Genomic DNA, 23,330 nt, shown 5'->3' on the forward strand with positions numbered 1-23,330 from the left:
CGGTTAGAGATGAACCACGGCCATGTCTACGCGGCCGTACTCGCCCTCGTGGTGGTCGGTGCGGGGCGGCACGTGGTGGGTTTTCACCACCTGATCGCCTTGCACGGTTTCCAAATGAACGTCGAAGCCCCACAGCCGGTGCAAGTGCTTGAGCACCTCCTCCGTAGACGCCCCTAACGGCTTACGGTCGTGCTGCTGGTGGCGCAGCGTCAGGGAGCGGTCGCCGCGACGGTCGATGCTCCAGATCTGTACGTTGGGTTCACGGTTGCCTAGGTTGTACTGGGCGGCGAGGGTTTCGCGGATCGTTCGGTAACCGCTGTCATCATGAATGGCAGGCACGAACAGGTCGTCCCGCTGGTCGTCGTCGAGGATGCTGAACAGCTTGAGGTCTCGAATCACCTTGGGGGACAGGTACTGCAAGATAAAGCTCTCGTCCTTGAAGCTGCTCATGGCGAATTTGAGGGTAGAAAGCCAGTCACTGCCAGCGATGTCCGGGAACCACCGGCGATCTTCTTCATCAGGCGCCTCACAAATCCGACGCAGGTCACGGTACATGGCAAACCCCAAGGCATAGGGGTTGATTCCGCTGTAGTAAGGGCTGTCATAGGCAGGTTGGAATACCACGCTGGTATGGGATTGCAGGAACTCCATCATGAAGCCATCGGTGACCAGGCCTTCGTCGTACAGGTCATTCATCAGCGTGTAGTGCCAGAAGGTGGCCCACCCCTCGTTCATCACTTGGGTTTGCCGTTGGGGGTAAAAGTACTGGGCGATCTTACGCACGATGCGGACGATTTCACGCTGCCAGGGCTCCAGCAGGGGCGCATGCTTTTCGATGAAGTAGAGGATGTTTTCCTGAGGTTCGGAGGGGAAGCGTGCATGGTCCTGCTCGGTGGACTTCCCCATGGCCTTAGGGATGGTGCGCCAGAGGTCGTTGATCTGACGCTGCAAATGCTCTTCACGCTCGCTCTGGCGGCGGCGCTCTTCTTCAGCGGAAATAGGGTAAGGGCGCTTGTAGCGGTCTACTCCGTAGTTCATCAGTGCATGGCACGAATCGAGTAAATCCTCCACCGCGTCGATGCCGTGGCGTTCTTCGCATTGCATGATGTACTGCTTGGCAAATACCAGGTAATCAATGATCGAGCTGGCGTCCGTCCAAGTACGGAACAGGTAGTTGCCTTTGAAAAAGCTGTTATGCCCATAGCAGGCGTGGGCGATCACCAACGCCTGCATGCACATGGTGTTTTCTTCCATGAGGTAGGCGATGCAAGGGTCCGAGTTGATGACGATTTCGTAGGCCAGGCCCATTTGCCCACGGGTATAGGATTTCTCGGTACTCAAGAAGTGTTTGCCGTAGGACCAATGGTGGTAGCCCAGCGGCATGCCCACCGAGGCATAGGCGTCCATCATCTGCTCGGCGGTAATCACTTCGATCTGGTTAGGGTAGGTGTCCAGTGCATAGCGTTCGGCGATGCGGCTGATCTCCCGGTCATAGGTGCGAATAAGCTCGAAGGTCCACTCAGAACCCACCGACAGGGGCTGGCGCTTCTGGTCTCTTGGGGTCATGTCACTAACCTGCGCTGGAAGAGTTCGCGGAACACCGGGTAGATGTCGCCGGCCGTCACCAGTTGCTGTTGGGCGAAGGTGTCCGGGAATTGATCGGTGATGCGCTCATATTCAAACCACAGGGCTTGGTGCTCGCGTGGCGTGATCTCTACATAGGTGTAGTACTGCACGTGGGGCATGATCTGGCGGGTAAGAATGTCGCGGCATACCGGGGAGTCATCGTTCCAGTTGTCCCCATCCGAGGCTTGGGCCGCGTAGATATTCCACTCTTGCGTGGGGTAGCGCGCCGCCATGATTTCCTGCATCAGCTTTAGCGCGCTGGAGACAATGGTCCCGCCCGTTTCCCGGGAATAAAAGAACTCCTCTTCGTCCACTTCCTTGGCACTGGTGTGGTGCCGGATGAACACCACGTCGATCTTGTCGTAGTTGCGCTTGAGGAACAGGTACAACAGGATGAAGAAGCGCTTGGCAACGTCTTTGGTGGCCTGCGTCATGGACCCGGACACGTCCATCAGGCAGAACATCACCGCCTTCGAGCTGGGGTTGGGGTGTTTGACCAAGAGGTTGTATTTGAGGTCGAAGGTGTCCAGAAAGGGCACACGGTGAATACGCGCACTGAGCTTTTCAATGTCATCTTCCAGCGCCTTGATATCCCCAAAGTTATCGGGCTCCTCACGCCTCAGGCGTTCCAGCTCGGCGCGCACTTCGCGTAGGCGCGCACGGCTGCTGCCGGAAAGGGCAATCCGGCGTGCGTGGGCAGAGCGCAGGGTACGAACGATATTGATGCGGGAAGGGTTGCCCTCGTTGGCGATCCCCGCGCGCACCGTCTTGAAGGTTTCTACTCCTGTAAGGTGACGCTTTACCAGGTTAGGCAACTCCAGGTCTTCGAAGAGAAATTCCAGAAATTCTTCCTGAGTGATCTGGAACACGAACTCGTCCATGCCCTCACCGGAATTGCCAGCTTTCCCGGCGCCCTTGCCACTGCCACCGCCCTGGGGGCGAGGGATGTGCTGGCCAGAGGTGAACTCCTTGTTGCCAGGATGAACGGTGGTCTGGGTGCCCCCGCGACCGTGGTGCAGCACCGGCTCGTCGATGTCTCGGCCCGGTATGCTGATTTGCTCGCCGTGTTCCATGTCAGTGATGGAACGGCGGCTTACGGCCTCTTCAACGGCCTTTTTAATGTGATCACGGTAACGTCGCAAAAAGCGCTGGCGGTTCACCGTGCTCTTGTTCTTCCCATTCAAGCGTCGGTCGATCACATAACTCATAAAGGCCCCTCCGGGGCAGCCTCAGGCCGTGGACATCAGGCTGCGAAAATTCGGCAAACACACGGCCGCCTGGCGGTGCCAGGCAAGTCGCGGCTTGGAGCTTGTGGTTGTCGCTTATTGAGACTTACGAACACGCAGGTACCACTCGGAAAGCAACCGCACCTGTTTGTCGGTGTACCCGCGTTCGACCATACGGGTAACGAAGTCAGTGTGTTTCTTCTGGTCTTCCTTGCTGGCCTTGGCGTTGAAGCTGATAACCGGTAGTAGGTCCTCGGTGTTGGAGAACATTTTCTTCTCGATCACTACGCGCAGTTTTTCGTAGCTCAACCACGTAGGGTTCTTGCCGTTGTTATTCGCCCTGGCCCGCAACACAAAGTTGACGATCTCATTGCGGAAATCTTTAGGGTTGCTGATGCCGGCCGGTTTCTCGATCTTCTCCAGCTCCTCGTTGAGTGCTACGCGATTCAGAATTTCGCCGGTTTCAGGGTCGCGGTACTCCTGGTCCTGAATCCAGAAATCTGCGTACAGCACATAACGGTCAAAGATGTTCTGCCCGTATTCGCTGTAGGACTCCAAGTACGCCGTCTGGATTTCCTTGCCGATGAACTCAATGTAGCGGGGCGCCATGTACTCCTTGAGAAAGCGCAGGTAACGCTCGCGCATTTCGGCGGGGAACTGCTCTTGCTCGATTTGCTGTTCCAGCACATACAACAGGTGCACCGGGTTCGCGGCGATCTCGTAGGCATCGAAGTTGAACACCTTGGACAGGATCTTGAACGCGAAGCGGGTAGATAACCCTGTCATCCCCTCATCTACGCCAGCAGAGTCCCGGTACTCCTGAATAGACTTGGCCTTGGGGTCGGTGTCCTTGAGGTTTTCACCGTCATACACGCGCATCTTGGAGTAGATATTGGAGTTGTCCGGCTCCTTGAGCCGCGACAGCACCGTAAACTGCGCCAACATTCGCAAGGTATCGGGCGCGCAATGAGCCTTCGACAGTGAGCTGTTGAACAGCAGCTTGTCGTAGATTTTGATCTCATCGCTCACACGCAGGCAGTACGGCACCTTGACGATGTAAATCCGGTCAATGAAGGCTTCGTTGTTCTTGTTGTTGCGGAAGCTGTGCCATTCGGATTCGTTAGAGTGAGCCAGCAGCACGCCATTGAAGGGGATAGCCCCTAGGCCTTCAGTGCTGTTGTAGTTGCCTTCCTGGGTCGCGGTAAGCAGCGGGTGGAGCACCTTGATCGGCGCCTTGAACATTTCCACGAATTCCATCATGCCCTGGTTGGCGCGGCACAGGGCACCCGAGTAGCTATAAGCGTCTGCGTCGTTTTGCGGAAACTCCTCCAGTTTGCGGATGTCCACCTTGCCCACCAGCGCAGAGATGTCCTGGTTGTTCTCGTCGCCCGGCTCTGTTTTCGCCACGGCGATCTGGTTAAGGATCGACGGGTACAGCTTGACCACTTTGAACTGGCTGATGTCCCCACCGAACTCGGCCAGGCGCTTGGTGGCCCACGGGGACATGATGGTGTTGAGGTAGCGGCGCTGGATGCCAAAGTCCTCTTCAAGAATGGCACCGTCTTCAGTCACGTTGAACAGCCCGAGGGGCGATTCGAACACTGGCGAACCCTTGATCGCGTAGAAGGGCTGTTTTTCCATCAACTGCTTGAGCTTTTCGGCCAGCGACGACTTGCCGCCCCCCACCGGGCCCAGCAGGTACAGAATCTGTTTCTTCTCTTCCAGCCCTTGGGCCGCGTGGCGGAAGTAGGAGACGATCTGATCGATGCACTCCTCCATGCCATGGAAGTCTCTGAAGGCTGGATAACGGCGAATGGTTTTGTTGGAAAAGATGCGGGACAGCCGAGAGTCCGCGGCGGTGTCGACCAGTTCGGGCTCGCCGATGGCCATGAGCAAGCGTTCGGCCGCAGACGCGTAGGCGCTGCGGTCTCGTTTGCAGAGTTCCAGGTACTCTTGCAGCGAGAGTTCTTCCTGGCGCGTGCTTTCGAAACGTTGTTGGAAGTGGCTAAAAATACTCATGACGTCACCTCGCTCGATACCGGAGCCGACGTCGGATCACTCAGCCGATGCTTGGAGGCAGCCGGAGCCAACCGGTTGCCCTTACCCCCCAGAACACCAAAACTACCCCACCGAGGACCCGCGCGCCGGTGTGCCGGCTCTCCCCTGATTTAGATGGCCTAGGGTTAAGGATAGTTGGTAATACAGAAATTCAAGGGCGACCCTGCACCGGCTGGCTAGGGTTCAGGCCCAGAACGGGCCAAGGCGCCCGAAACACGGGGTATTCACGGCTGCAAAAAAAATCAGTCAGCCATGCGCTGAGCGATTTCCCCTGGGTAGGTTTGCCGCCAGAGCTCAAAGCCGCCATCCAGGCTATAGACGTCGGAAAACCCTTGGCTGGCGAGGTAGGCCGCTGCGGACTGACTGGAGTTGCCGTGGTAGCACACCACGACGAGGGGCGCGTCGAGGTCGGCCTGCGTGATGAAGTCATGCAGGGAGTGGTTGTCCAGGTGACGCGAATCACTGACATGCCCCCTGGCGAAAGTATCGGGGTCGCGGATGTCTACCACCACCGCGCCTTTTTCTCGAAGTTGCTGGGCGTGCTCAGGGGGGATGCGCTTGAACTCAGACATCAATGGGCTCCTCGGCTTAGGGGTTGGGCGGGCACTTGCAGCCGTGCTTGTGCAGGGTGTCTACGTTCATCAAGGTCATGCTGTTGCCCCAGACACACCCGGTGTCTAGCGCAAACACGCCAGGCTCGTTGCAACGGCCTTCAAGTGCGGCCCAGTGCCCGAAAATAATACGAATGTGTTTGCTACGGCGCGTCTTATGGCTGAACCAGGGCGCGTAGCCTGGCTGGGCGCTATCGGCCCCTTCCTTGCCTTTGAGGTCCAGCTTGCCTTCGGGCGTGCAGAAGCGCATGCGGGTGAAGTAGTTGGTAATTACACGCAGGCGCGTGACCCCGTGCAGATCCTTGTTCCACTTGACCGGCTCGTTTCCGTACATGCCATCCAGAAAGGGCTCTATCAGGTTGTCGTCACGCAGGGCGTGCTCTACCTCGGCAGCCAGGCGCAACGCTTTACTCAGGGGCCACATGGGCGGTATGCCCGCATGCACCAGGGCTACGTTACGGGGCTCATCGTAATGCAGCAGCTTCTGGCCGCGCAGCCACTGCACTAACGCCTCGCCGTCGGGGGCCTCAAGAATCTCCGCAAGGGTGTCGGCTTTCTTCAGGCGCTCGACGTTGTACCAGGCAGCGATCAGGTGCAGGTCGTGGTTACCCAGGGTGCACACCAAGGCATCACGGATCGAGTACAAAAAGCGCAGGGTTTCAAGCGACTGAGGCCCCCGGTTCACCAGGTCGCCCACGGACCAGAGCTGGTCCTGGGCGGGGTCGAACGCTACCTCATCGAGCAAGCGCTTCAGGGGGTCGAGGCAGCCCTGCAGGTCACCTACCGCATACACTGCCATCAGTGGAGTGCCCCAGGCACGGCTAGCCTAAAGGGGGCAATCACGGCATCGAACGTGTTGCCGTCTTCGGCCACCATCTGGTAACTGCCCTGCATGGTGCCTACTTTGGTCGTCATCACGGTGCCACTGCTGTACGTGTGACTTTTGCCTGCGTTTATCCAGGGTTGCTGGCCCACTACCCCAGCGCCACGTACTTCCTCCACCTTGCCGTCGCCATTGGTGATGACCCAGTGGCGCGACATGAGCCTGGCAGGCACGTCGCCCTGGTTGCGCACCGTGACGGTGTAGGCGAACGCGTATCGCCCCTGGTCGGGGCTGGATTGTTCCGCAAGGAAGCGGGTGTCTACGGAAACATCGATGTGATAGCGCGGATCAGACATGCTGCGGCCTTAAAACGAAAGACAAGGTAATGGCTTGATTCTAGGCCATGGATCAGCCACTGAGCCAGGCGCTTGTCAGAAAGCGGCCGGAGCGTCGGCCAATTGGTCGGCCAGGCGTACGAACGCGGCGAGGTCCAGTTGCTCCGGGCGCAGGCTGCCATCCACACCGGCCGCTTCGATAGCCGTAACGGGCAACAGGGCCTTGAGGGTATTGCGTAGGGTTTTGCGCCGTTGGTTGAAGGCTTCGCGTACCACGCGCTCCAGCAGCTTATGGTCCTTGGCCGGGTGTGGCAGGGTGACGTGCGGCACTAGCCGTACGATAGCCGAATCTACTTTGGGGGGCGGGTTGAAGGCGCCTGGGCCTACGTTGAACAGGTGCTCGACCTTGCAGTGGTACTGCACCATGATCGACAAGCGCCCCCAGTCACCACCGCCGGGGCCGGCAGCCAGACGCTCGACCACTTCCTTTTGCAGCATGAAGTGCATGTCCTGGATGACCGGGGCGTTGTTGAGCAGGTGAAAGATCAACGGAGTAGAAATGTTATAGGGCAGATTGCCCACGACCCGAAGGCTGCGCGGTGCGGCGTCGAGCCGGGCAAAGTCGAACTTCAAGGCATCGCCCTGGTGCAGGCTGAAATTACCCCGCCCGGCGAACTGGTGATTGAGCAGCGGCACCAGGTCCTTGTCGAGCTCGATCACATCCAGCTGGGCGCCGCTGTCGAGCAGCCCCTCGGTCAGCGCGCCCTGGCCTGGGCCGATCTCCAGCACGCGCTCTCCTTCGCGTGCATGGATGGCACGGAGGATGCGGTCGATCACGCCAGCGTCGTGGAGGAAGTTTTGACCGAAACGCTTGCGCGCCCGGTGTTGGTAATGCTCATTCATCAACGTGCCTCGGCCATTTGATAGGCAGTTTCCAGTGCGACCTGCAGGCTGCCAGTATCGACCTTTCCGCTACCGGCAAGGTCCAGGGCAGTACCATGGTCGACCGAGGTGCGGATGATCGGCAGGCCAAGGGTGACGTTGACCGCCGCGCCAAAGCCTTTGTACTTCAGCACCGGCAGGCCCTGGTCGTGGTACATGGCAAGCACTGCGTCGCAGTGCTCCAGGTGTTTAGGGGTGAACAGGGTGTCGGCGGGCAATGGCCCGATCAGGTCAAGGCCCTCCGCCCGAAGACGGTTGAGCACCGGTTCGATCACGTCGATTTCCTCATGGCCCAAGTGCCCGCCTTCGCCCGCGTGGGGGTTGAGCCCGCACACCAGTATGCGAGGCGCGGCGATGCCGAACTTCTCACGTAGGGCCGTGTGCAGAATGCGGGTGATACGCGTCAGCCGCTCGTCGGTGATCGCATCGGCCACCTCTCGTAGCGGCAGGTGCGTGGTCACCAAGGCTACCCGCAAGCCACGGGTGGCCAGCATCATGACTACTTGGTCGGTGCCCGTCAGCTCGGCCAGAAATTCCGTATGCCCCGAGAAGGGCGTACCGCCCTCGTTGATCACGCCCTTGTGAACCGGTGCGGTGATCATGCCCGCGAACTCGCCGCGCTGGCAGCCTTGGCCCGCGAGGGTAAGGGTGTCGAGCACAAAGCGGGCATTGGCCGGGTTTAGCTCACCTGCAGTCACGGGCGCACTCAACGGCACGTCGAGGACGTACAGGCTACCGTCAGGGGCCGCGCAATCAGGCAGGGTGTCGAAGGTCACCGGCAGCAGGCTTACCGCCACGCCGAGCTGTGAGGCACGCTCGGCCAGCAGTGTATGGCTGGTAATGGCAATGAGGGGGTAGGGCTGAGCCTGGGAGGCAAGCAGCAGGCACAGGTCGGGACCTATGCCTGCCGGTTCGCCCGGCGTGAGCGCGAAACGCAGTGTACTCACTGCTTGATTTCGACGTAGGCCTCGTCACGGATCTGACGGAGCCAGGTTTGCAGTTCCTCGTCGTACTTGCGGTTACGCAACACATTGAGGGCCTGCTGTTCACGCGCTTGCTGGGTAGCGTCGGTGGCGCGACGGCCAAGCACTTCCAGGATGTGCCAGCCAAACTGGGTCTGGAAGGGCTGCGAGACGCTGTCGACCTGAGTTTGCGCCATCACTTCACGGAACTCAGGCACCAGCGCCTGCGGGTCCATCCAGTTCAGGTCGCCACCGTTGAGGGCAGAACCTGGATCTTCCGAGAAGCTCTTGGCAAGCGCCGCGAAATCTTCGCCATCCTTGATACGGGTGTACAGGGTGTCAATCAGGCGCTTGGTCTCGGCAGGGCTACGCACCTCGCTGGGCTTGAGCAGAATGTGGCGAACATGAACCTCTTCGCGCATCTCGGCCTGACCACCACGGGCTTCCAACAGCTTGATGATGATGAAGCCACCGGGCGTGCGAACAGGCTGGGTTACTTCACCGGCCTTCATGCCTGCCAGCATCTGGTCAAAAGGGGGTGGCAACTGCGCGGCTTTACGCCAGCCCATGTCACCGCCTTCCAAAGCGTTGTCACTGGCGGAGCGGGTAGTGGCCAACTGAGCGAAATCCGCGCCTCCTCGCAGTTGCTGGTACAAGGCACCGGCTTGCTGAGCGGCGGCCTGGATCTGCTGGGAGTTTGCCCCTTCAGGGGTGGGGATCAGGATATTGGCCAGGTGGTATTCCTGAGAAAGCTGAGCCTTGCCCATGTCCGACGCCAGGAAGTTTTTCACTTCCTGCTCGCTGACCTGAATACGCTCGGCTACTCGACGCTGGCGAACACGGCTGATGACCATCTCCCGGCGCACCTGATCGCGCGCCGCATCATACGACAAGCCATCATGTGCCAGGGCTGCACGGAACTGATCCAGGCTCATGTTGTTGCGTTGGGCAATAGTACCCATCGCACCATTGAGCTCTTCATCGGTAATGCGGATGCCGGAACGGTCCCCAATCTGCAGCTGCAGGTTTTCCAGGATGAGCCGATCGAGTACCTGCTTTTGCAGCTCCTCCATCGGAGGCTCGCCACCGCCCCGTTTGGCGATGGTCTGCCGCACTTCCTGCATGCGTTGCTCGAGCTGGCTTTGCATGATCACGTCGTTGTCGACGATGGCCACTACCTTGTCCAGTTGCTGGACCTGCGCATGCGCCAGGGTACCCAGAAACAGTGCGCCCAACAGCAAGGGGCGCAGTCGATCACATAGCTTGGTCTTCACGTTCACGATAACCCTGAATGCCTTGGTCGAGGAAACTTTCGACTTTAGTGCCTACTACGCCACCCAAGCCCTTGAGCACAATCTGGAGGAAGATGCCGTGGTCACCCTTTTCGTTTTCGGGGGCGTTCTGGCTGTACTCGTCGTAATCAACCCAGTAGCGGTTGATCAGGCGCAGTTTCCAGCAGCAATTGTCATACTCGAAGCCACCGAAGGCTTCCAGCGTGCGGTTGCGGTTGTAGTCGTACTGCCAGCGGCTGATGAGGTTCCACTGTGGCACCACCGGCCAGATGACCGAGAAGTCATGCTGCTGGATCTTGTAGTAGTCCTTCACGTAGTTGTCTTGGCCAGGTTGCCCGTAGTCACCCCCAAACTGCCAACGGCCGGTGCCGGTGTCGTAGTGGATGGTGTCGTCGCGGTAGCGGAAGCCTGCGTTGACCACTTTGTTGGGGTTGTCTTCAGGCTGGTAGTGGAACATCGCACTGCCCGAACGGGTGCTGCGGCTGTCCGGGTCCCAGTTGAAGTCCGACGTGAAGCGCCAGTCGCGGTTGAAGCGGTATTCATACTCCAGTGCGTACGGGGAAACATCCGATTGGGCGTCGTCACGGTCTGCGAAGGCGATATCCGGCAACTGCACTTTGCGGTCGCGGAAGTACAAGGCTTGGCCAATGCTGAAGCGCTGACGCTCGAAGCCGTTGTCTTCGATCCAGCGGCTGGTCACGCCCAGGGACAGCTTGTTCTCGTCGCCGATACGGTCCGAGCCACTGAAGCGGTTGTCCCGGAACAGCGACGCATAGCTGAACGTGCTCTCGGCCGTGTCGAATACCGGGATGTCGCTCTGGTCCTTGTACGGTACGTACAGGTAGAACAGGCGAGGCTCCAGGGTTTGACGATAGCGAGTGCCGAACATCGAAGTATCGCGGTCGAAGTACAGGCCGCTGTCGACGCTTGCGATAGGTACGCTGATGGACTGGGAACTGTCGAAGGTCTGGCCTTGTGCTAGCTGGCTCTTACCTGTGCCGTCCAGGTCCAGGTCATATTGGGTGTACTTGTACTTCAAAGTCGGCTTGACATAACCCCAGGCCCAGTCGATCGGCAGGCTTACGGCAGGCTCGGCATCAAAGCGGTCGCCGTTGGCGCGGTTCAGGCCGCGAACGTTTTCGTCCAGCCTGCGCTCAGTGAGCAAACCGTCACGATCAAGGTAGCCGCCGCTACGCAGGTCACGGTCAAAGCGAACCGCTTCAGTGTGGTAGCTGAACTCCAGCCCACCAGGGTTGTACGGCAGTCTGCCATCCAGGATGAGCTGGGGCAGGCGATCGTACGGGGTAATATTTGAGACGGTAGCCAGTTGGTAGGACTGCACGTTCAACTTGGCGGTGTAGCTTGGGCCGCGGTAGGTGAGGGCGCCCTGCTGGTTGACGTAGTCTTTGTCCTCTACGCCGATCTGGCCGGTTTGGAGGTCCTGGAAGTAGTAGGGGTCGCTGATGCGGGTGTAGTCCACCTCGCTCGTGAGGCGCGAATCCAGGCCACCCTTGTGCTGCCAGTTGATCATCCACCGGCGGTCTTTGTAGTCCGACTGACGTTTGCGGTCGTCGTTCTCATCGTTCAGGTAGGCTGCGCCGAACTGACCTTCGCTGCTAGGCGTGAGGTAGCGGAACTCGCCTTCCATCAACAGGCCGCGCTTGGCCATGTAGCGGGGGTACAAGGTGGCGTCGTAGTTGGGCGCCAGGTTGAAGTAATAAGGCGTGACCAGGGTTAGGCCACTGTCACTGCTGCTCGAGATGCCAGGCGCCAGGAAGCCGGATTGGCGACGGTCATCGATAGGGAAATAGAAGTACGGCGTATAAAGGATAGGAATGTCCTTTACGCGCAAGGTGGCGTTGGTAGCCGTACCGAACCCGGTGGTCGGGTTCAGGGTAATGTTGTTGCCCTTGACCGACCAGGCGTTGCTGTTGGGCTCGCAGGTGGTGTAGGTGCCGTCTTTCAAGCGGATGATCGCGTTTTCGGCACGCTTGGCGTACAAGGCCGAACCGCGGGCACGTTGCTTGTGCAACACATACTCGGCGTTATCGATTTGGGCTGCGCCGGTGTCCAACTGCACCTCGGCATGGTCACCGACGATCAGCGCGCCGTTGTCGCGGATTTTCACGCTGCCGTTGAGCTCGCCACGGTTCTCTGCCTGATGCAGTGCGGCTTCGTTGGCTTCCACCTGCATGCTGCCCTGGCGCATGATGACGTCGCCGGCCAAGGTGGCGGTTTGTGACTGCTCTTCGTAGCGAGAGGCGCGGGCGTTGATGTACGTCGGCGCGTCGGACTTGGACGTTTTGTCGCTCATGCCCGGGCGCAGCGGCTCTACGTAAGCACCCGAGCAATAAGGGCCGGTTTCGGCCAATTGCGCTGGCGTGAGCTTGTCACGCGGGACCCAGTCGAGGTGGCTGTAGTCTGCGCTGCGGGACTGCAGCCCACGGCCTTTGCTCTCCGTGACCAGCGTGGTAGCAGGTGCGCCACCCTCGCCGGTGTCGCCCGCCGCGGTACTCACGGAGGCTGCATCGTGCTGAGGGCGGGGCGGAAGTGCGGTGGCGGCATCACGGGTTTTGCAATCCCATGAACCGGAAGCGGACACTTGGCAGTCATACTGCGGCGCGGCGCTTACGAATTGCGAGGCAAAAGGTTGCATCGCCAGCAAACTGCCAGTGACCAGCAGCGGAAACTTTCTACGAAACGCGGGGGATTTCAATGCCATCTTATTAGTCCGGGCTTCCTGCGTGCCATCTGCCCGTGCGGGTGTGCACGCCTCTCGATGGTCTGAAAAAGATGCTGGATAATAAAGCATGACCCGCTTGACGGCTAGCGCCGTCGGAGACTCTGTAAATGCCCGACCACGATGTACGCCTAGAACACCTGCGCCCCTGGCTCCACGCCCATCTCCAGGGGCTGTATAGCGCCCGGGGCTGGGGCGAGGTGCCCGAAGGTGAATTGACCCCCGCCAGTAGCGATGCGAGTTTCCGGCGCTATTTCCGCTGGGCCACGCCTGAGCGCAGTTTTATCGTGATGGACGCACCACCGCCGCAGGAGAACTGCAAACCCTTCGTAGATATCGCCGCGCTGCTGGCCAGCGCAGGCATTCATGTACCGGAGATTCTGGCTCAGGACCTGGAGCGCGGCTTTTTGTTACTGAGCGACATGGGCCGTCACACCTACCTGGACGTGCTGAAAGAGGGTAACGCCGAGCGGTTGTTTACCGACGCCATCACTGCGTTGCTCAAGTTCCAGCAACTGTCCATGGACGCGCCCCTGCCCAGTTATGACGAGGCCTTGCTGCGTCGAGAGTTGGAGCTGTTCCCGGAGTGGTACGTAAAACAGCACCTGGGTGTGAGTTTCAACACCACCCAGCAGGCCCAATGGAATGCTGCCAGTCGGCTGCTGATCGATAGCGCCCTGGCGCAGCCCAAGGTGTTGGTACACCGTGATTACATGCCGCGCAACCTCATGGTGAGCGAGCCTAATCCAGGGGTGCTGGACTTCCAGGACGCGGTCTATGGCCCAGTGACCTATGACGTTACCTGCCTGTTCAAGGATGCGTTTCTCAGCTGGCCCGATGCACGGGTAGGCGATTGGCTCAGCAATTACTGGCGTGCCGCCCGTGAACAGGGCGTGCCGGTACAGGACACCCTTACAGATTTTTTGCGGGCCAGCGACCTGATGGGCGTGCAGCGCCACTTAAAGGTGATCGGGATCTTCGCCCGTATCTGTCACCGTGATGGCAAGCCCAGGTACCTGGAAGACGTGCCGCGGTTCTTTACTTATATAGGTGCAGTGGCCAAGCGGCGGCGTGAGCTGAGTGATCTGGTTGCCTTACTGGCGAGCCTGCCCCAGCCACAAAAGCCTGCGGGGGGCCATCCATGAAAGCGATGATCCTCGCCGCGGGCAAAGGCGAGCGCATGCGGCCCCTGACGCTTCACACCCCTAAGCCGCTGCTGCCGGCTGCCGGTACGCCCCTGATCGAGCACCAACTGCGCGCACTGGTGACAGCCGGCCATACCGAGGTGGTCATCAACCACGCGTGGCTGGGTGAGCAGATCGAAGCGTACTTGGGTGATGGCGAGCCATTTGGCGCATGCATTACGTATTCACCGGAAGGGGAACCACTCGAAACCGGCGGGGGTATCTATAAGGCGCTGCCGCTGCTGGGGCCGGCGCCTTTTGTCGTTGTCAATGGCGACGTCTGGGCAGGGTATGACTATTCGGGCCTTGCCTTGCCTGACGGTGCCTTGGCGCACCTGGTGATGGTAGACAACCCTGCGCATCACCCTGCCGGGGATTTTGCGCTGGACGCGGGGCGGTTGAGTGACCTTCCGGCCGCCGGCAAGGCACTGACCTACAGCGGGATCGCAGTGTTGGCACCGGCTCTCTTCGACGGCTGCGCGGCAGGGGCGTTCAAGCTGGCCCCGCTGCTGCGCCGTGCCATGGGCGAGGGCAAGGTGACGGGCGAATACTTCAGTGGGCCGTGGGTGGATGTAGGCACCCCGGCGCGGCTGGCTGAGGTAGATGAACTGCTGGCGGCTCGCTCGGCAGGGGCGCGTTGATGCTGTGGCCTGTCACACTGGTGGGCGCGGCAGCGGGGTTTGCGCTGGCGCATATTCCAGGGGCTATTCTCGGCGCGCTGATTGGCCAGGCGGCAGACCGGCGGCTAGAGGTACAGGGGTTGTCAGACCTGTGGGGGCGGCTGCGTGGGCGTGGTCGCCTGGCCGATGACGAACTGTTGTTCGTGTTGCTGGGGCGGCTGGCCAAAGCCGATGGCCGTGTGCTGGACAACCATATTGCCCAGGCCCGTAAGGAGATGGCGCTGCTACGGCTGGACGAGCCAGCACGGCGGCGGGCGATGGCAGCGTTCGGGCGCGGTAAGGCAGGGGGCGATCCTCTCGGGCGGTATTTGCGTCGGCTGCAAGGCCACTCCACCACGGCTGAGGGGCTTCTTCGCGCCTGTTGGCGAATGGCGTGGGCGGACGGGCATATAAGCCCGAACGAGCAACAATTGCTGCTGGAGTGGGGTGGCTGGTTAGGGTGGACAGCCCCGCGTGTCAGAGGGCTTGGAGCTGACTATGCGCCCGCCCGTAAAAAGCTCTCTAACCCCGAAGGGGCCTACGCCGAGGCATTGCAGCTACTAGGTGTGACTGCCGCCAGCGACCCTGATGAGATCAAGCGTGCCTACCGCCGGCTGTTGAGTCGCAACCACCCTGACAAGCTTCAAGGTCAGGGGGCATCGCCAGCGCAGGTGCGGGCAGCCACCGAACGTACCCGCGAACTGCACGGTGCCTTTGAGGCGATCCGCCGCCGTCGAGGGTTCTAGGCGGCGGGCGGCCCGGCTATTCAGGCTGAGGGCTGAGCCAGCCCCGCACACGGCGGTAAAGTTGTTCGCGCTCGCTGTCACGGTCCCCTGGCAGCAACGCCAGTTCGGTCTGGCTGTATTGGCTAGCGGCTTGGCGCTTGCTGGCCTGCAGGCGTTGCGAGGCGGCCGTGCGCAGGTTCGGGGTAGTGGCGTAATACAGGTCAGCCACCGGCACGCGCAATTGCGGTGCTAACTGGTCGAGCCCGGTAGGGGCCGCAGCAGGGGTTTTGCCTGCAACCATCACCAGCCGCTGGGCCCGTGAAGGTTGGCGCTCACTCAGGTAGCGGGCGGCCCAGTACCCACCGGTACCGTGACCGAGCAGCACGATGCTCCGTGCCTTGGCTTGTTGCGCGAACGCAATACCTGCGTCGATGCGGGCGAATATCCGGGCGGCGTCATCTTTGAGTTGGTCATCCGGGGTGCTGGCTTGCACCGGAGCGGTGGGGTCCGCGCCGTCAGCCGCCGCCTGTTCGATGGGGGCATTGGCATCGGCCGGGGTATCGGAGCTACCGGCGGCGGCTGGCGCGGGGGGCTCGATACCCCGTGGTTGCATGGCTTCGCTCAGCAGGTCTGGCAGCGTCAGGCTCAGGGTGCTCCAGCGGGCATCCGGCAGTTTGTTGCGCAGGGGCGCCACTGCATCGGGCCAGTTGGCCGTTTCGCCCGCGCCAGGCAGGATGATGACCAAGCCCACCGGCTCAGGGTCGTTGGCGGGCCGCCATAGCGCAAGGAACGTATCGCCGCTCGCCTGAAGCATTTGCTGCTCATCCGCGGGTAACTGGCGCGCCAGGGCCTGTGCCTCTTGCTCACTGCGGTCGAGCAAGGGCGGCCGCTCCATGGGCGCGGCCGCAGGCTGCGCGGGTGGCTCGTCGGCATGGGCGATAAAGGGCAGTGGCAGGGTAGCGGCCAGCGTTAACAGCATGGCGTGGTGAAAAGCGCGCATCGTGGATTCCCTATCGTTGGCGGGTAATAGCCTAGGGCTATTCAGCGGCCGCCGCTAGTGCCCATGTGCCCCTGCGCGCACGACCTGGCATCGGCTACAATGCGCGCCACCGTGTTCAGCTCAGCCTACAGGTCCAGCATGCAACCCTTCGCTATTGCGCCGTCCATACTCTCCGCTGACTTCGCTCGCCTGGGCGAGGAAGTCGACAACGTACTCGCCGCTGGCGCGGACGTGGTCCACTTCGATGTCATGGATAACCACTATGTGCCGAACCTGACCATCGGCCCCATGGTTTGCGCCGCGCTGCGCAAGCATGGCGTGACCGCCCCTATCGACGTCCACCTCATGGTCAGCCCGGTGGACCGCATCATTGGGGACTTCATCGAGGCGGGGGCTACGTACATCACCTTCCATCCCGAAGCCACTCAGCACATCGATCGATCGTTGCAACTGATCCGCGACGGTGGCTGCAAGGCCGGCCTGGTGTTCAACCCCGCCACGCCGTTGAACCTGCTCGAATACGTGATGGACAAGCTGGACATGATCCTGCTGATGAGCGTGAACCCTGGGTTCGGCGGCCAGAAATTCATCCCCGGCACGCTGCACAAATTACAGGAAGCTCGCGCCCTGATCGATGCCAGCGGCTACGACATCCGGCTGGAAATTGACGGCGGCGTGAACGTTCATAACATCCGGGAGATCGCCGCAGCGGGCGCGGACACCTTTGTGGCGGGGTCGGCCATCTTCACTGCGCCTGACTACCGTGCAGTGATCGACAGCATGCGCGCCGAACTCGCCCTGGCGCGCCCATGAACGGCCTCGAGCAGTTGTTCCCAGGGCGTCTGCCAGCGCTGGTGATGTTCGACCTCGACGGCACCTTGGTGGACTCCGTGCCAGACATCGCCACGGCCGTCGACCGCGCGCTGGTGCAACTGGGGCGGCCGCCTGCCGGGATTGCAGCGGTTCGCCTCTGGATCGGCAACGGCTCGCGCGTGCTCATGCGCCGGGCCTTGGCCGGTGATCTGGAGCATGCCACCGTGGATGAGGCGCTGGCGGAGCAGGCCCTGGCCCTGTTCATGACCGCGTATGCACAAGCTCATGGCAACACCGTCGTGTACCCCGGTGTACGCGACACCTTGAAGTGGCTTGCTGCCAACGGTGTTGAAATGGCCCTGATCACCAATAAGGCCGAGCAGTTCGTAGGGCCGCTGCTGGATGAACTGAAGCTGGGGCGCTATTTCCGCTGGATCATCGGTGGCGATACGCTGCCCCAGCAAAAACCCGACCCCGCCGCGTTGCTGCACGTGATGCAAATGGCCGGTGTGGTGCCGGGTGACGCGTTGTTCGTGGGCGATTCACGCAACGACGTGCTGGCTGCCAAGGCTGCCAACGTTGCGTGCGTGGGGCTGAGCTATGGCTATAACCATGGGCACCCTATCGCCGACGAGGCCCCTTCACTGGTAGTGGATGATCTGCGAGCGCTCCTGCCTGGTTGCTTCGAGCGATCCGCTGATATACCGTTGGGCCTTACCCCTACCTCTTCAGGTCGAGAATCCATCGTGGCGGTCACCTGCAAACTCTGGATGAAAGTCATCAAGGCCCTGGCCCGCTGGCGCTGGCGCGCCTGACTTCTTCTGGCCGGTCCGCCGGCGCGTTTGCTCGTTTTCCACCCTTCTGCTCCGCCACGAGGCAGCTATGAACCGCGATGAATTCCTGCGTTTGGCCGAATCCGGCTTTAACCGCATCCCGCTTGCGCACGAAACCCTGGCCGACTTCGATACCCCCCTGTCGATCTACCTGAAGCTGGCCGACCAGCCCAATTCCTACCTGCTTGAGTCCGTGCAGGGTGGGGAAAAATGGGGGCGTTACTCTATCATAGGCCTGCCCTGCAGAACGGTGCTGCGCGTCCACGGGCATGTGGTACGCGTTACCCGTGACGGGGAGGAGGTGGAGTGCCGTGAGGTCGAAGACCCGCTGGCCTTCGTTGAAGCCTTCAAGGCCCGCTACACCGTGCCTACACTGCCAGGCCTGCCGCGCTTCAACGGTGGCTTGGTGGGGTATTTCAGCTACGACTGCGTACGCTATGTGGAGCCGCGCCTGGGTGCGTGCCCCAACCCCGACCCTATTGGCGCGCCAGATATCCTGCTGATGGTGTCCGACGCCGTGGTGGTGTTCGATAACCTGGCCGGAAAGGTCCACGCCATCGTGCTAGTCGACCCCAGCGAACCCGAGGCCTATGAGCAGGGCCATGCTCAACTGGCTGCACTGATGGAGCAGCTGCGCCAGCCGATCACCCCACGGCTTGGGCTGGATTTCACTCAGCCTGCCGGGCCAGAGCCTGCCTTCCGCTCCAGCTTCAGTCAGGGTGATTTCGAGCAGACGGTGGCCACCATCAAGGACTACATCCTGGCTGGTGACTGCATGCAGGTGGTGCCGTCACAGCGCATGTCCATCGACTTCAAGGCGGCGCCTATCGACCTCTATCGAGGGCTGCGTTGCTTCAACCCAACCCCGTATATGTACTTCTTCAACTTTGGCGACTTCCATGTGGTGGGTAGCTCGCCCGAGGTGTTAGTGCGGGTTGAGGACAATCAGATCACGGTACGGCCCATTGCTGGCACCCGCCCACGAGGCGCCACTGAAGAAGCCGACCTGGCCCTTGAAGAGGATTTGCTCAGTGACCAGAAAGAGCTGGCCGAGCACCTGATGCTGATTGACCTGGGCCGTAACGATACGGGCCGGGTGTCAGAGATTGGCACGGTGAAGCTCACCGAAAAAATGGTAATCGAGCGGTATTCCAATGTGATGCACATCGTGTCCAACGTCACAGGGCAACTGAAGCAGGGTCTGACGGCAATGGACGCACTGCGTGCCATCCTGCCGGCGGGTACGCTGTCGGGCGCGCCCAAGATCCGTGCAATGGAAATCATCGACGAACTCGAACCCGTGAAGCGCGGCGTGTATGGGGGGGCGGTGGGTTATTTTGCCTGGAACGGCAACATGGACACGGCCATTGCCATTCGCACGGCAGTGATCAAGGACGGCCAGTTGCATGTGCAAGCGGGTGCAGGAATCGTGTCCGACTCGGTGCCAGCGCTGGAATGGGAAGAGACCTTGAACAAGCGCAGGGCCATGTTCCGCGCGGTGGCTTTGGCCGAGCAGGGCCAGGGCCACTGAGCCCTGCCCCCTTATCACGGCCAGCCACGGCGCTGCCTATCCCGGATTCAAGAGGTTCGTACCATGCTATTGATGATCGATAATTACGATTCCTTCACCTACAACGTTGTGCAGTACCTGGGCGAGCTAGGCGCCGACGTGAAAGTCGTCCGCAACGACGAGCTCACCGTGGCCGATATAGAAGCCATGGCCCCCGAACGTATCGTGGTGTCGCCCGGCCCTTGCACGCCGAGTGAAGCCGGCGTTTCTCTGGACGCAATCCTGCACTTTGCGGGCAAGTTGCCGATTCTGGGGATTTGCCTGGGCCACCAGGCCTTGGGGCAGGCCTACGGCGGTGAGGTGGTGCGGGCGCGGCAGGCCATGCATGGCAAGACCAGCCCTGTACATCATCAGGGCCAAGGCGTATTCGAAGGTTTGGCGCACCCACTTACCGTTACCCGCTATCACTCGCTGGTGGTCAAGCCTGACACCCTGCCAGAGTGCCTGGAAGTGACGGCCTGGACGCGGCACGAAGACGGCACCACCGACGAGATCATGGGCCTGCGCCACAAGACCCTGAACGTGGAGGGGGTACAGTTTCACCCAGAGTCCATCCTCACCGAGCAAGGCCATGAGTTACTGGCCAACTTCTTAAAACAAACCGGCGGCACGCGTCAGGGGTAAGCACAGGCAATGGACATCAAGACAGCCCTCGGGCGGGTGGTCAACCAGCTGGACCTGACCACTGAAGAAATGCGCGATGTGATGCGCCAGATCATGACCGGCCAGTGCACCGAGGCACAGATTGGCGCGTTCCTGATGGGGATGCGCATGAAGAGCGAGACCATCGATGAAATCGTGGGCGCGGTCTCTACCATGCGCGAACTGGCCGGGCGGGTAGAACTCGCCTCCCTGGACCGCGTGGTGGACATCGTGGGCACGGGCGGCGATGGCGCCAATATCTTCAACGTGTCCACGGCGTCTGCGCTGGTGGTAGCCGCCGCCGGCTGCACAGTGGCTAAACATGGCAATCGCGCGGTGTCGGGTAAAAGTGGCAGTGCCGACCTGCTAGAGGCGGCAGGCGTATACCTGAACCTTACCCCTGTCCAGGCCGCGCGCTGTATCGACAGCATCGGCATCGGGTTTATGTTCGCGCAGGCCCACCACGGCGCCATGAAGTACGCGGCGGGCCCTCGTCGGGATTTGTCCCTGCGCACGCTGTTCAACATGCTCGGCCCGTTGACCAACCCGGCCGGGGTGGTTCACCAGGTAGTGGGTGTGTTCAATCCGGCCTTGTGCCGTCCGTTGGCCCAGGTACTGCTGCGACTGGGTAGCAAGCATGTGCTGGTGGTGCATTCGCGTGATGGCCTCGATGAATTCAGCCTCGCCGCGCCTACCCAGGTGGCAGAGCTGAAGAATGGCGAAGTCATCGAATACACCGTAGAGCCTGAAGACATGGGCCTGGCCAGTCAAAGCCTGCATGGGTTGACCGTTGAAAGCCCTCAAGCCTCGTTGCAGCTGATTCGTGATGCGCTGGGCAAGCGCCAGACCGACAATGGCCGCAAGGCGGCAGAAATGATCATCCTCAATGCTGGCGCGGCTTTGTACGCCGCCGATCATGCGGCCACGCTCAAACAGGGTGTTGAGCTGGCCAGTGATGCGTTGCATACCGGCCTGGCTCGGGAAAAACTCGAAGAGTTGGGCGCGTTCACCGCTGTATTCAAGCAGGAGAATGAAGCATGAGCGTACCCACGGTGTTGGAAAAAATCCTCGACCGGAAGGCTGAGGAGGTGGCCGAGCGCAAGGCGCGCATTAGCTTGAGCGAGGTGCAAGCGAGTGCTCGCGCCGCTTCGCCTGCCCGAGGCTTTGCAAAGGCCATGCTGGCGCGGCAACACGACAAGCAGGCAGCGGTGATTGCCGAGATCAAAAAAGCATCGCCCAGCAAGGGCATCATCCGGGAAGCGTTCTATCCAGGAGAGATTGCCCAGAGTTATGAGGCCGGCGGTGCGACCTGCCTCTCCGTATTAACAGACGTCGACTTCTTTCTGGGGGCCGACCTGTATTTGCAGCAGGCACGCCAAGCCTGCGCCTTGCCGGTTATTCGCAAGGATTTCATGATCGACCCTTACCAGATCTTCGAGGCCCGTGCACTGGGCGCCGATTGTGTGCTGCTGATCGTGGCCGCGCTGGACGACGGGCGCATGGTTGAGCTGTCGAATGTGGCTAAAGAGGCTGGGTTGGATGTGTTGGTGGAGGTGCACGACGGTGACGAGCTGGAACGAGCGCTCAAGCACTTGGATACGCCCTTGATCGGCGTGAACAACCGTAACCTGCACACCTTTGAGGTCAGCCTGGAAACCACCCTGGAGTTGCTGCCCCGTATTCCCCTCGACCGGATGGTGATTACTGAGAGCGGCATCCTCAATCGTGCCGACGTAGAGCTGATGGAAATCAACGAAGTCTATGGGTTCCTGGTAGGAGAGGCCTTCATGCGCGCTGAGCATCCTGGCGAGGAGTTGGCACGGTTGTTTTATCCCGCGCGCTAAGGGGGCTGTCAGGGCGAAGCACATTGAGGGGAGGCGTTGGCATGGAAGGTGTGCAACGGTTAAGCACCGAGCAGGGCCTGCATGCGGAGCTAGCCTTGCTGGCCGACGTTTGTGGGGGTGTACGGGCCGATGGGTTATTGCTGTGGCAACCTACCGATCAGGCGTTGGTCATGCCGCGGCGCATGGCGCGCCTGCCAGGCTTTACCGAAGGCGCCGATGCCTCGGCGGCCTTGGGCTGGCCGGTACTGCTGAGGGAAACTGGCGGCGAGCCCGTTCCGCAGTCGGCCGCTACCGTCAATGTGGCCCTGGTGTATGCCGCCCCTAAAGTGGAGGGTGACCTCAATCGGTTGGAGCGCGCCTATCTACGGTTATGCAACCCGCTTTGCCAGTTGCTGGAAGGCTTGGGTGGCCAGGCCAGCCTGGGTGAAGTGCCAGGCGCGTTTTGTGACGGCCGCTACAACATCAATCTTGATGGGCGCAAGTGGGTGGGCACTGCCCAGCGTTGGCGGCAGTCTCGCCATCATGGCGGCCCTGTCGTGCTTGTCCATGGGGCCATGTTGATGCACGACCAGCGCGGCGCAATGATCGACGCCGTCAATGCATTCAATGCAGGCTGTGGTTTGCCGCAGCGATGCCTGGCAAGCAGCCATATCGCGTTCGAAGAACGTTTCGCCCAGGCCGACGGGATAGGGGCGTTGCAGGTTTCACTGCACGCCGAGCTGAGCCAGGTACGCGTGCTGCATCAACGCGTACCGTAGATCACCATCGTTTTGCCCTTCACCTGAATCAGCTGGCGCTCTTCGAGGTCTTTGAGCACACGCCCTACCATTTCGCGAGAGCAGCCCACGATACGGCCGATCTCCTGGCGAGTGACCTTGATCTGCATGCCGTCAGGGTGAGTCATGGCATCTGGTTCTTTGCACAAATCAGTGAGGCAGCGGCGTACCCTGCCGGTGACATCATAAAACGCCAGGTCACCGACCTTGCGGGTAGTACGCCGTATGCGGTTGGCCATCTGGCTGCTGAGGCTATACAAGATATCCGGTTCAAGGCGAACCAGTTCTCTGAAGCGCGAATAGCTAATCTCGGCCACTTCGCACTCGGTCTTGGCGCGTACCCAGGCATTGCGCTCGCCCTCCATCTCTGGCGGATCGAACAGGCCTAGCTCACCAAAGAAATCACCTTGATTGAGGTAGGCGATGACCATTTCACGGCCGTCACTGTCCTCGATCAAAATGGTGACCGAGCCTTTGAGGATGTAAGACAGCACGTTTGCTTTGTCGCCAGCGCAAATGATGTTGCTCTTGGCCGCATAGCGGCGCCGCTGACAATGGGCCAACAGTTTGTCGAGGGGGTTGAGCTTGGTGGCTAACGCGACCATGGGCAAGGTTCCGAGGCTAGACGACAAAGTAGGTGCAGTGTGAGTGGGAGCCATCAGATTGGCG

General features: G+C 60.7%; 22 protein-coding genes. 10 read left to right on the forward strand and 12 right to left on the reverse strand.

Annotation, left to right across the window (positions count from 1 at the left end; all coding sequences use genetic code 11):
* Window positions 1-3: 3 nt before the first annotated feature.
* The 10 genes from AC4LE2_RS02605 to AC4LE2_RS02650 form a co-directional block, all read right to left on the reverse strand.
* Complete coding sequence (locus tag AC4LE2_RS02605; RefSeq protein ID WP_491823963.1) at window positions 4-1,566, reverse strand: SpoVR family protein; 1,563 nt, start codon at window positions 1,564-1,566, stop codon at window positions 4-6.
* A complete protein-coding gene (locus AC4LE2_RS02610; RefSeq protein WP_491823964.1) occupies window positions 1,563-2,834 on the reverse strand; it encodes a YeaH/YhbH family protein in 1,272 nt (423 codons plus the stop codon). The genes AC4LE2_RS02605 and AC4LE2_RS02610 overlap by 4 nt, the downstream gene beginning before the upstream one ends.
* A 114-nt stretch (window positions 2,835-2,948) precedes the next feature.
* On the reverse strand, window positions 2,949-4,871 hold the full coding sequence (locus tag AC4LE2_RS02615; RefSeq protein WP_491823965.1) for a PrkA family serine protein kinase: 1,923 nt from the start codon (window positions 4,869-4,871) through the stop codon (window positions 2,949-2,951).
* A gap of 281 nt (window positions 4,872-5,152) precedes the next feature.
* A complete protein-coding gene (gene glpE / locus AC4LE2_RS02620; protein ID WP_491823966.1) occupies window positions 5,153-5,482 on the reverse strand; it encodes a thiosulfate sulfurtransferase GlpE in 330 nt (109 codons plus the stop codon).
* 16 nt (window positions 5,483-5,498) lie between these two features.
* Window positions 5,499-6,320: a symmetrical bis(5'-nucleosyl)-tetraphosphatase gene (locus tag AC4LE2_RS02625; protein ID WP_491823967.1), complete on the reverse strand. Its 822-nt coding sequence runs from the start codon at window positions 6,318-6,320 to the stop codon at window positions 5,499-5,501.
* Window positions 6,320-6,700 carry a Co2+/Mg2+ efflux protein ApaG gene (gene apaG, locus AC4LE2_RS02630; RefSeq protein WP_491823968.1) on the reverse strand — a complete coding sequence of 127 codons (381 nt, stop codon included), beginning with the start codon at window positions 6,698-6,700 and terminating at the stop codon, window positions 6,320-6,322. The genes AC4LE2_RS02625 and apaG overlap by 1 nt, the downstream gene beginning before the upstream one ends.
* Before the next feature lie 75 nt (window positions 6,701-6,775).
* Entirely contained in the window at window positions 6,776-7,582 is an 807-nt protein-coding gene (gene rsmA, locus AC4LE2_RS02635; protein ID WP_491823969.1) for a 16S rRNA (adenine(1518)-N(6)/adenine(1519)-N(6))-dimethyltransferase RsmA, read from the reverse strand.
* Window positions 7,582-8,568 carry a 4-hydroxythreonine-4-phosphate dehydrogenase PdxA gene (gene pdxA / locus AC4LE2_RS02640; protein WP_491823970.1) on the reverse strand — a complete coding sequence of 329 codons (987 nt, stop codon included), beginning with the start codon at window positions 8,566-8,568 and terminating at the stop codon, window positions 7,582-7,584. Before pdxA ends, rsmA begins: the two co-directional genes overlap by 1 nt.
* Entirely contained in the window at window positions 8,565-9,857 is a 1,293-nt protein-coding gene (locus tag AC4LE2_RS02645; protein WP_491823971.1) for a peptidylprolyl isomerase, read from the reverse strand. The genes pdxA and AC4LE2_RS02645 overlap by 4 nt, the downstream gene beginning before the upstream one ends.
* A complete protein-coding gene (locus tag AC4LE2_RS02650; protein WP_491823972.1) occupies window positions 9,838-12,597 on the reverse strand; it encodes an LPS-assembly protein LptD in 2,760 nt (919 codons plus the stop codon). Before AC4LE2_RS02650 ends, AC4LE2_RS02645 begins: the two co-directional genes overlap by 20 nt.
* Before the next feature lie 128 nt (window positions 12,598-12,725).
* On the opposite strand from AC4LE2_RS02650, the gene AC4LE2_RS02655 reads away from it, so the two are divergent.
* From AC4LE2_RS02655 to AC4LE2_RS02665, 3 genes are read left to right on the forward strand one after another with little or no spacing between them, the layout of a single operon-like run.
* Window positions 12,726-13,760: an aminoglycoside phosphotransferase family protein gene (locus AC4LE2_RS02655; RefSeq protein ID WP_491823973.1), complete on the forward strand. Its 1,035-nt coding sequence runs from the start codon at window positions 12,726-12,728 to the stop codon at window positions 13,758-13,760.
* Window positions 13,757-14,440, forward strand: coding sequence for an N-acetylmuramate alpha-1-phosphate uridylyltransferase MurU (murU, locus tag AC4LE2_RS02660; RefSeq protein ID WP_491823974.1), 684 nt, complete (start codon window positions 13,757-13,759; stop codon window positions 14,438-14,440). Before AC4LE2_RS02655 ends, murU begins: the two co-directional genes overlap by 4 nt.
* Window positions 14,440-15,204: a TerB family tellurite resistance protein gene (locus AC4LE2_RS02665; RefSeq protein WP_491823975.1), complete on the forward strand. Its 765-nt coding sequence runs from the start codon at window positions 14,440-14,442 to the stop codon at window positions 15,202-15,204. The genes murU and AC4LE2_RS02665 overlap by 1 nt, the downstream gene beginning before the upstream one ends.
* Window positions 15,205-15,220: 16 nt before the next feature.
* Here AC4LE2_RS02665 and AC4LE2_RS02670 read toward each other — a convergent pair whose 3' ends face one another.
* Window positions 15,221-16,183, reverse strand: coding sequence for an alpha/beta hydrolase family protein (locus AC4LE2_RS02670; RefSeq protein ID WP_491823976.1), 963 nt, complete (start codon window positions 16,181-16,183; stop codon window positions 15,221-15,223).
* A 138-nt stretch (window positions 16,184-16,321) separates the two neighbouring features.
* Between AC4LE2_RS02670 and rpe the strand changes: the two genes are divergently transcribed.
* From rpe to AC4LE2_RS02705, 7 genes are all read left to right on the forward strand, one after another.
* Complete coding sequence (gene rpe, locus AC4LE2_RS02675; RefSeq protein WP_491823977.1) at window positions 16,322-16,996, forward strand: ribulose-phosphate 3-epimerase; 675 nt, start codon at window positions 16,322-16,324, stop codon at window positions 16,994-16,996.
* Complete coding sequence (locus tag AC4LE2_RS02680) at window positions 16,993-17,811, forward strand: phosphoglycolate phosphatase (RefSeq protein ID WP_491823978.1); 819 nt, start codon at window positions 16,993-16,995, stop codon at window positions 17,809-17,811. The genes rpe and AC4LE2_RS02680 overlap by 4 nt, the downstream gene beginning before the upstream one ends.
* A gap of 67 nt (window positions 17,812-17,878) precedes the next feature.
* Complete coding sequence (gene trpE, locus AC4LE2_RS02685) at window positions 17,879-19,360, forward strand: anthranilate synthase component I (protein WP_491823979.1); 1,482 nt, start codon at window positions 17,879-17,881, stop codon at window positions 19,358-19,360.
* Between the two features lie 63 nt (window positions 19,361-19,423).
* Window positions 19,424-20,023: an aminodeoxychorismate/anthranilate synthase component II gene (locus AC4LE2_RS02690; protein ID WP_491823980.1), complete on the forward strand. Its 600-nt coding sequence runs from the start codon at window positions 19,424-19,426 to the stop codon at window positions 20,021-20,023.
* A gap of 9 nt (window positions 20,024-20,032) precedes the next feature.
* Entirely contained in the window at window positions 20,033-21,082 is a 1,050-nt protein-coding gene (trpD, locus tag AC4LE2_RS02695) for an anthranilate phosphoribosyltransferase (RefSeq protein ID WP_491823981.1), read from the forward strand.
* The gene (trpC, locus tag AC4LE2_RS02700; protein ID WP_491823982.1) at window positions 21,079-21,885 is read left to right on the forward strand and encodes an indole-3-glycerol phosphate synthase TrpC; all 807 of its coding nucleotides are present in this window, start codon (window positions 21,079-21,081) and stop codon (window positions 21,883-21,885) included. The genes trpD and trpC overlap by 4 nt, the downstream gene beginning before the upstream one ends.
* A gap of 41 nt (window positions 21,886-21,926) precedes the next feature.
* Window positions 21,927-22,643: a lipoate--protein ligase family protein gene (locus AC4LE2_RS02705; protein WP_491823983.1), complete on the forward strand. Its 717-nt coding sequence runs from the start codon at window positions 21,927-21,929 to the stop codon at window positions 22,641-22,643.
* Here AC4LE2_RS02705 and crp read toward each other — a convergent pair.
* Window positions 22,628-23,266: a cAMP-activated global transcriptional regulator CRP gene (gene crp / locus AC4LE2_RS02710; protein WP_491823984.1), complete on the reverse strand. Its 639-nt coding sequence runs from the start codon at window positions 23,264-23,266 to the stop codon at window positions 22,628-22,630. The genes AC4LE2_RS02705 and crp overlap by 16 nt on opposite strands.
* Window positions 23,267-23,330: the final 64 nt, after the last annotated feature.

The organism is Pseudomonas sp. 9.3L (assembly GCF_058536285.1).

Excerpts from the sequence above, each read along its gene's own strand:
- AC4LE2_RS02605 (WP_491823963.1), bottom strand. The coding sequence starts at position 1,566 with ATGACCCCAAGAGACCAGAAGCGCCAGCCCCTGTCGGTGGGTTCTGAG.
- AC4LE2_RS02610 (WP_491823964.1), bottom strand. The coding sequence starts at position 2,834 with ATGAGTTATGTGATCGACCGACGCTTGAATGGGAAGAACAAGAGCACG.
- AC4LE2_RS02615 (WP_491823965.1), bottom strand. The coding sequence starts at position 4,871 with ATGAGTATTTTTAGCCACTTCCAACAACGTTTCGAAAGCACGCGCCAG.
- glpE (WP_491823966.1), bottom strand. The coding sequence starts at position 5,482 with ATGTCTGAGTTCAAGCGCATCCCCCCTGAGCACGCCCAGCAACTTCGA.
- AC4LE2_RS02625 (WP_491823967.1), bottom strand. The coding sequence starts at position 6,320 with ATGGCAGTGTATGCGGTAGGTGACCTGCAGGGCTGCCTCGACCCCCTG.
- apaG (WP_491823968.1), bottom strand. The coding sequence starts at position 6,700 with ATGTCTGATCCGCGCTATCACATCGATGTTTCCGTAGACACCCGCTTC.
- rsmA (WP_491823969.1), bottom strand. The coding sequence starts at position 7,582 with ATGAATGAGCATTACCAACACCGGGCGCGCAAGCGTTTCGGTCAAAAC.
- AC4LE2_RS02650 (WP_491823972.1), bottom strand. The coding sequence starts at position 12,597 with ATGGCATTGAAATCCCCCGCGTTTCGTAGAAAGTTTCCGCTGCTGGTC.
- AC4LE2_RS02655 (WP_491823973.1), top strand. The coding sequence starts at position 12,726 with ATGCCCGACCACGATGTACGCCTAGAACACCTGCGCCCCTGGCTCCAC.
- murU (WP_491823974.1), top strand. The coding sequence starts at position 13,757 with ATGAAAGCGATGATCCTCGCCGCGGGCAAAGGCGAGCGCATGCGGCCC.
- AC4LE2_RS02665 (WP_491823975.1), top strand. The coding sequence starts at position 14,440 with ATGCTGTGGCCTGTCACACTGGTGGGCGCGGCAGCGGGGTTTGCGCTG.
- AC4LE2_RS02670 (WP_491823976.1), bottom strand. The coding sequence starts at position 16,183 with ATGCGCGCTTTTCACCACGCCATGCTGTTAACGCTGGCCGCTACCCTG.
- rpe (WP_491823977.1), top strand. The coding sequence starts at position 16,322 with ATGCAACCCTTCGCTATTGCGCCGTCCATACTCTCCGCTGACTTCGCT.
- AC4LE2_RS02680 (WP_491823978.1), top strand. The coding sequence starts at position 16,993 with ATGAACGGCCTCGAGCAGTTGTTCCCAGGGCGTCTGCCAGCGCTGGTG.
- trpE (WP_491823979.1), top strand. The coding sequence starts at position 17,879 with ATGAACCGCGATGAATTCCTGCGTTTGGCCGAATCCGGCTTTAACCGC.
- AC4LE2_RS02690 (WP_491823980.1), top strand. The coding sequence starts at position 19,424 with ATGCTATTGATGATCGATAATTACGATTCCTTCACCTACAACGTTGTG.
- trpD (WP_491823981.1), top strand. The coding sequence starts at position 20,033 with ATGGACATCAAGACAGCCCTCGGGCGGGTGGTCAACCAGCTGGACCTG.
- trpC (WP_491823982.1), top strand. The coding sequence starts at position 21,079 with ATGAGCGTACCCACGGTGTTGGAAAAAATCCTCGACCGGAAGGCTGAG.
- AC4LE2_RS02705 (WP_491823983.1), top strand. The coding sequence starts at position 21,927 with ATGGAAGGTGTGCAACGGTTAAGCACCGAGCAGGGCCTGCATGCGGAG.
- crp (WP_491823984.1), bottom strand. The coding sequence starts at position 23,266 with ATGGTCGCGTTAGCCACCAAGCTCAACCCCCTCGACAAACTGTTGGCC.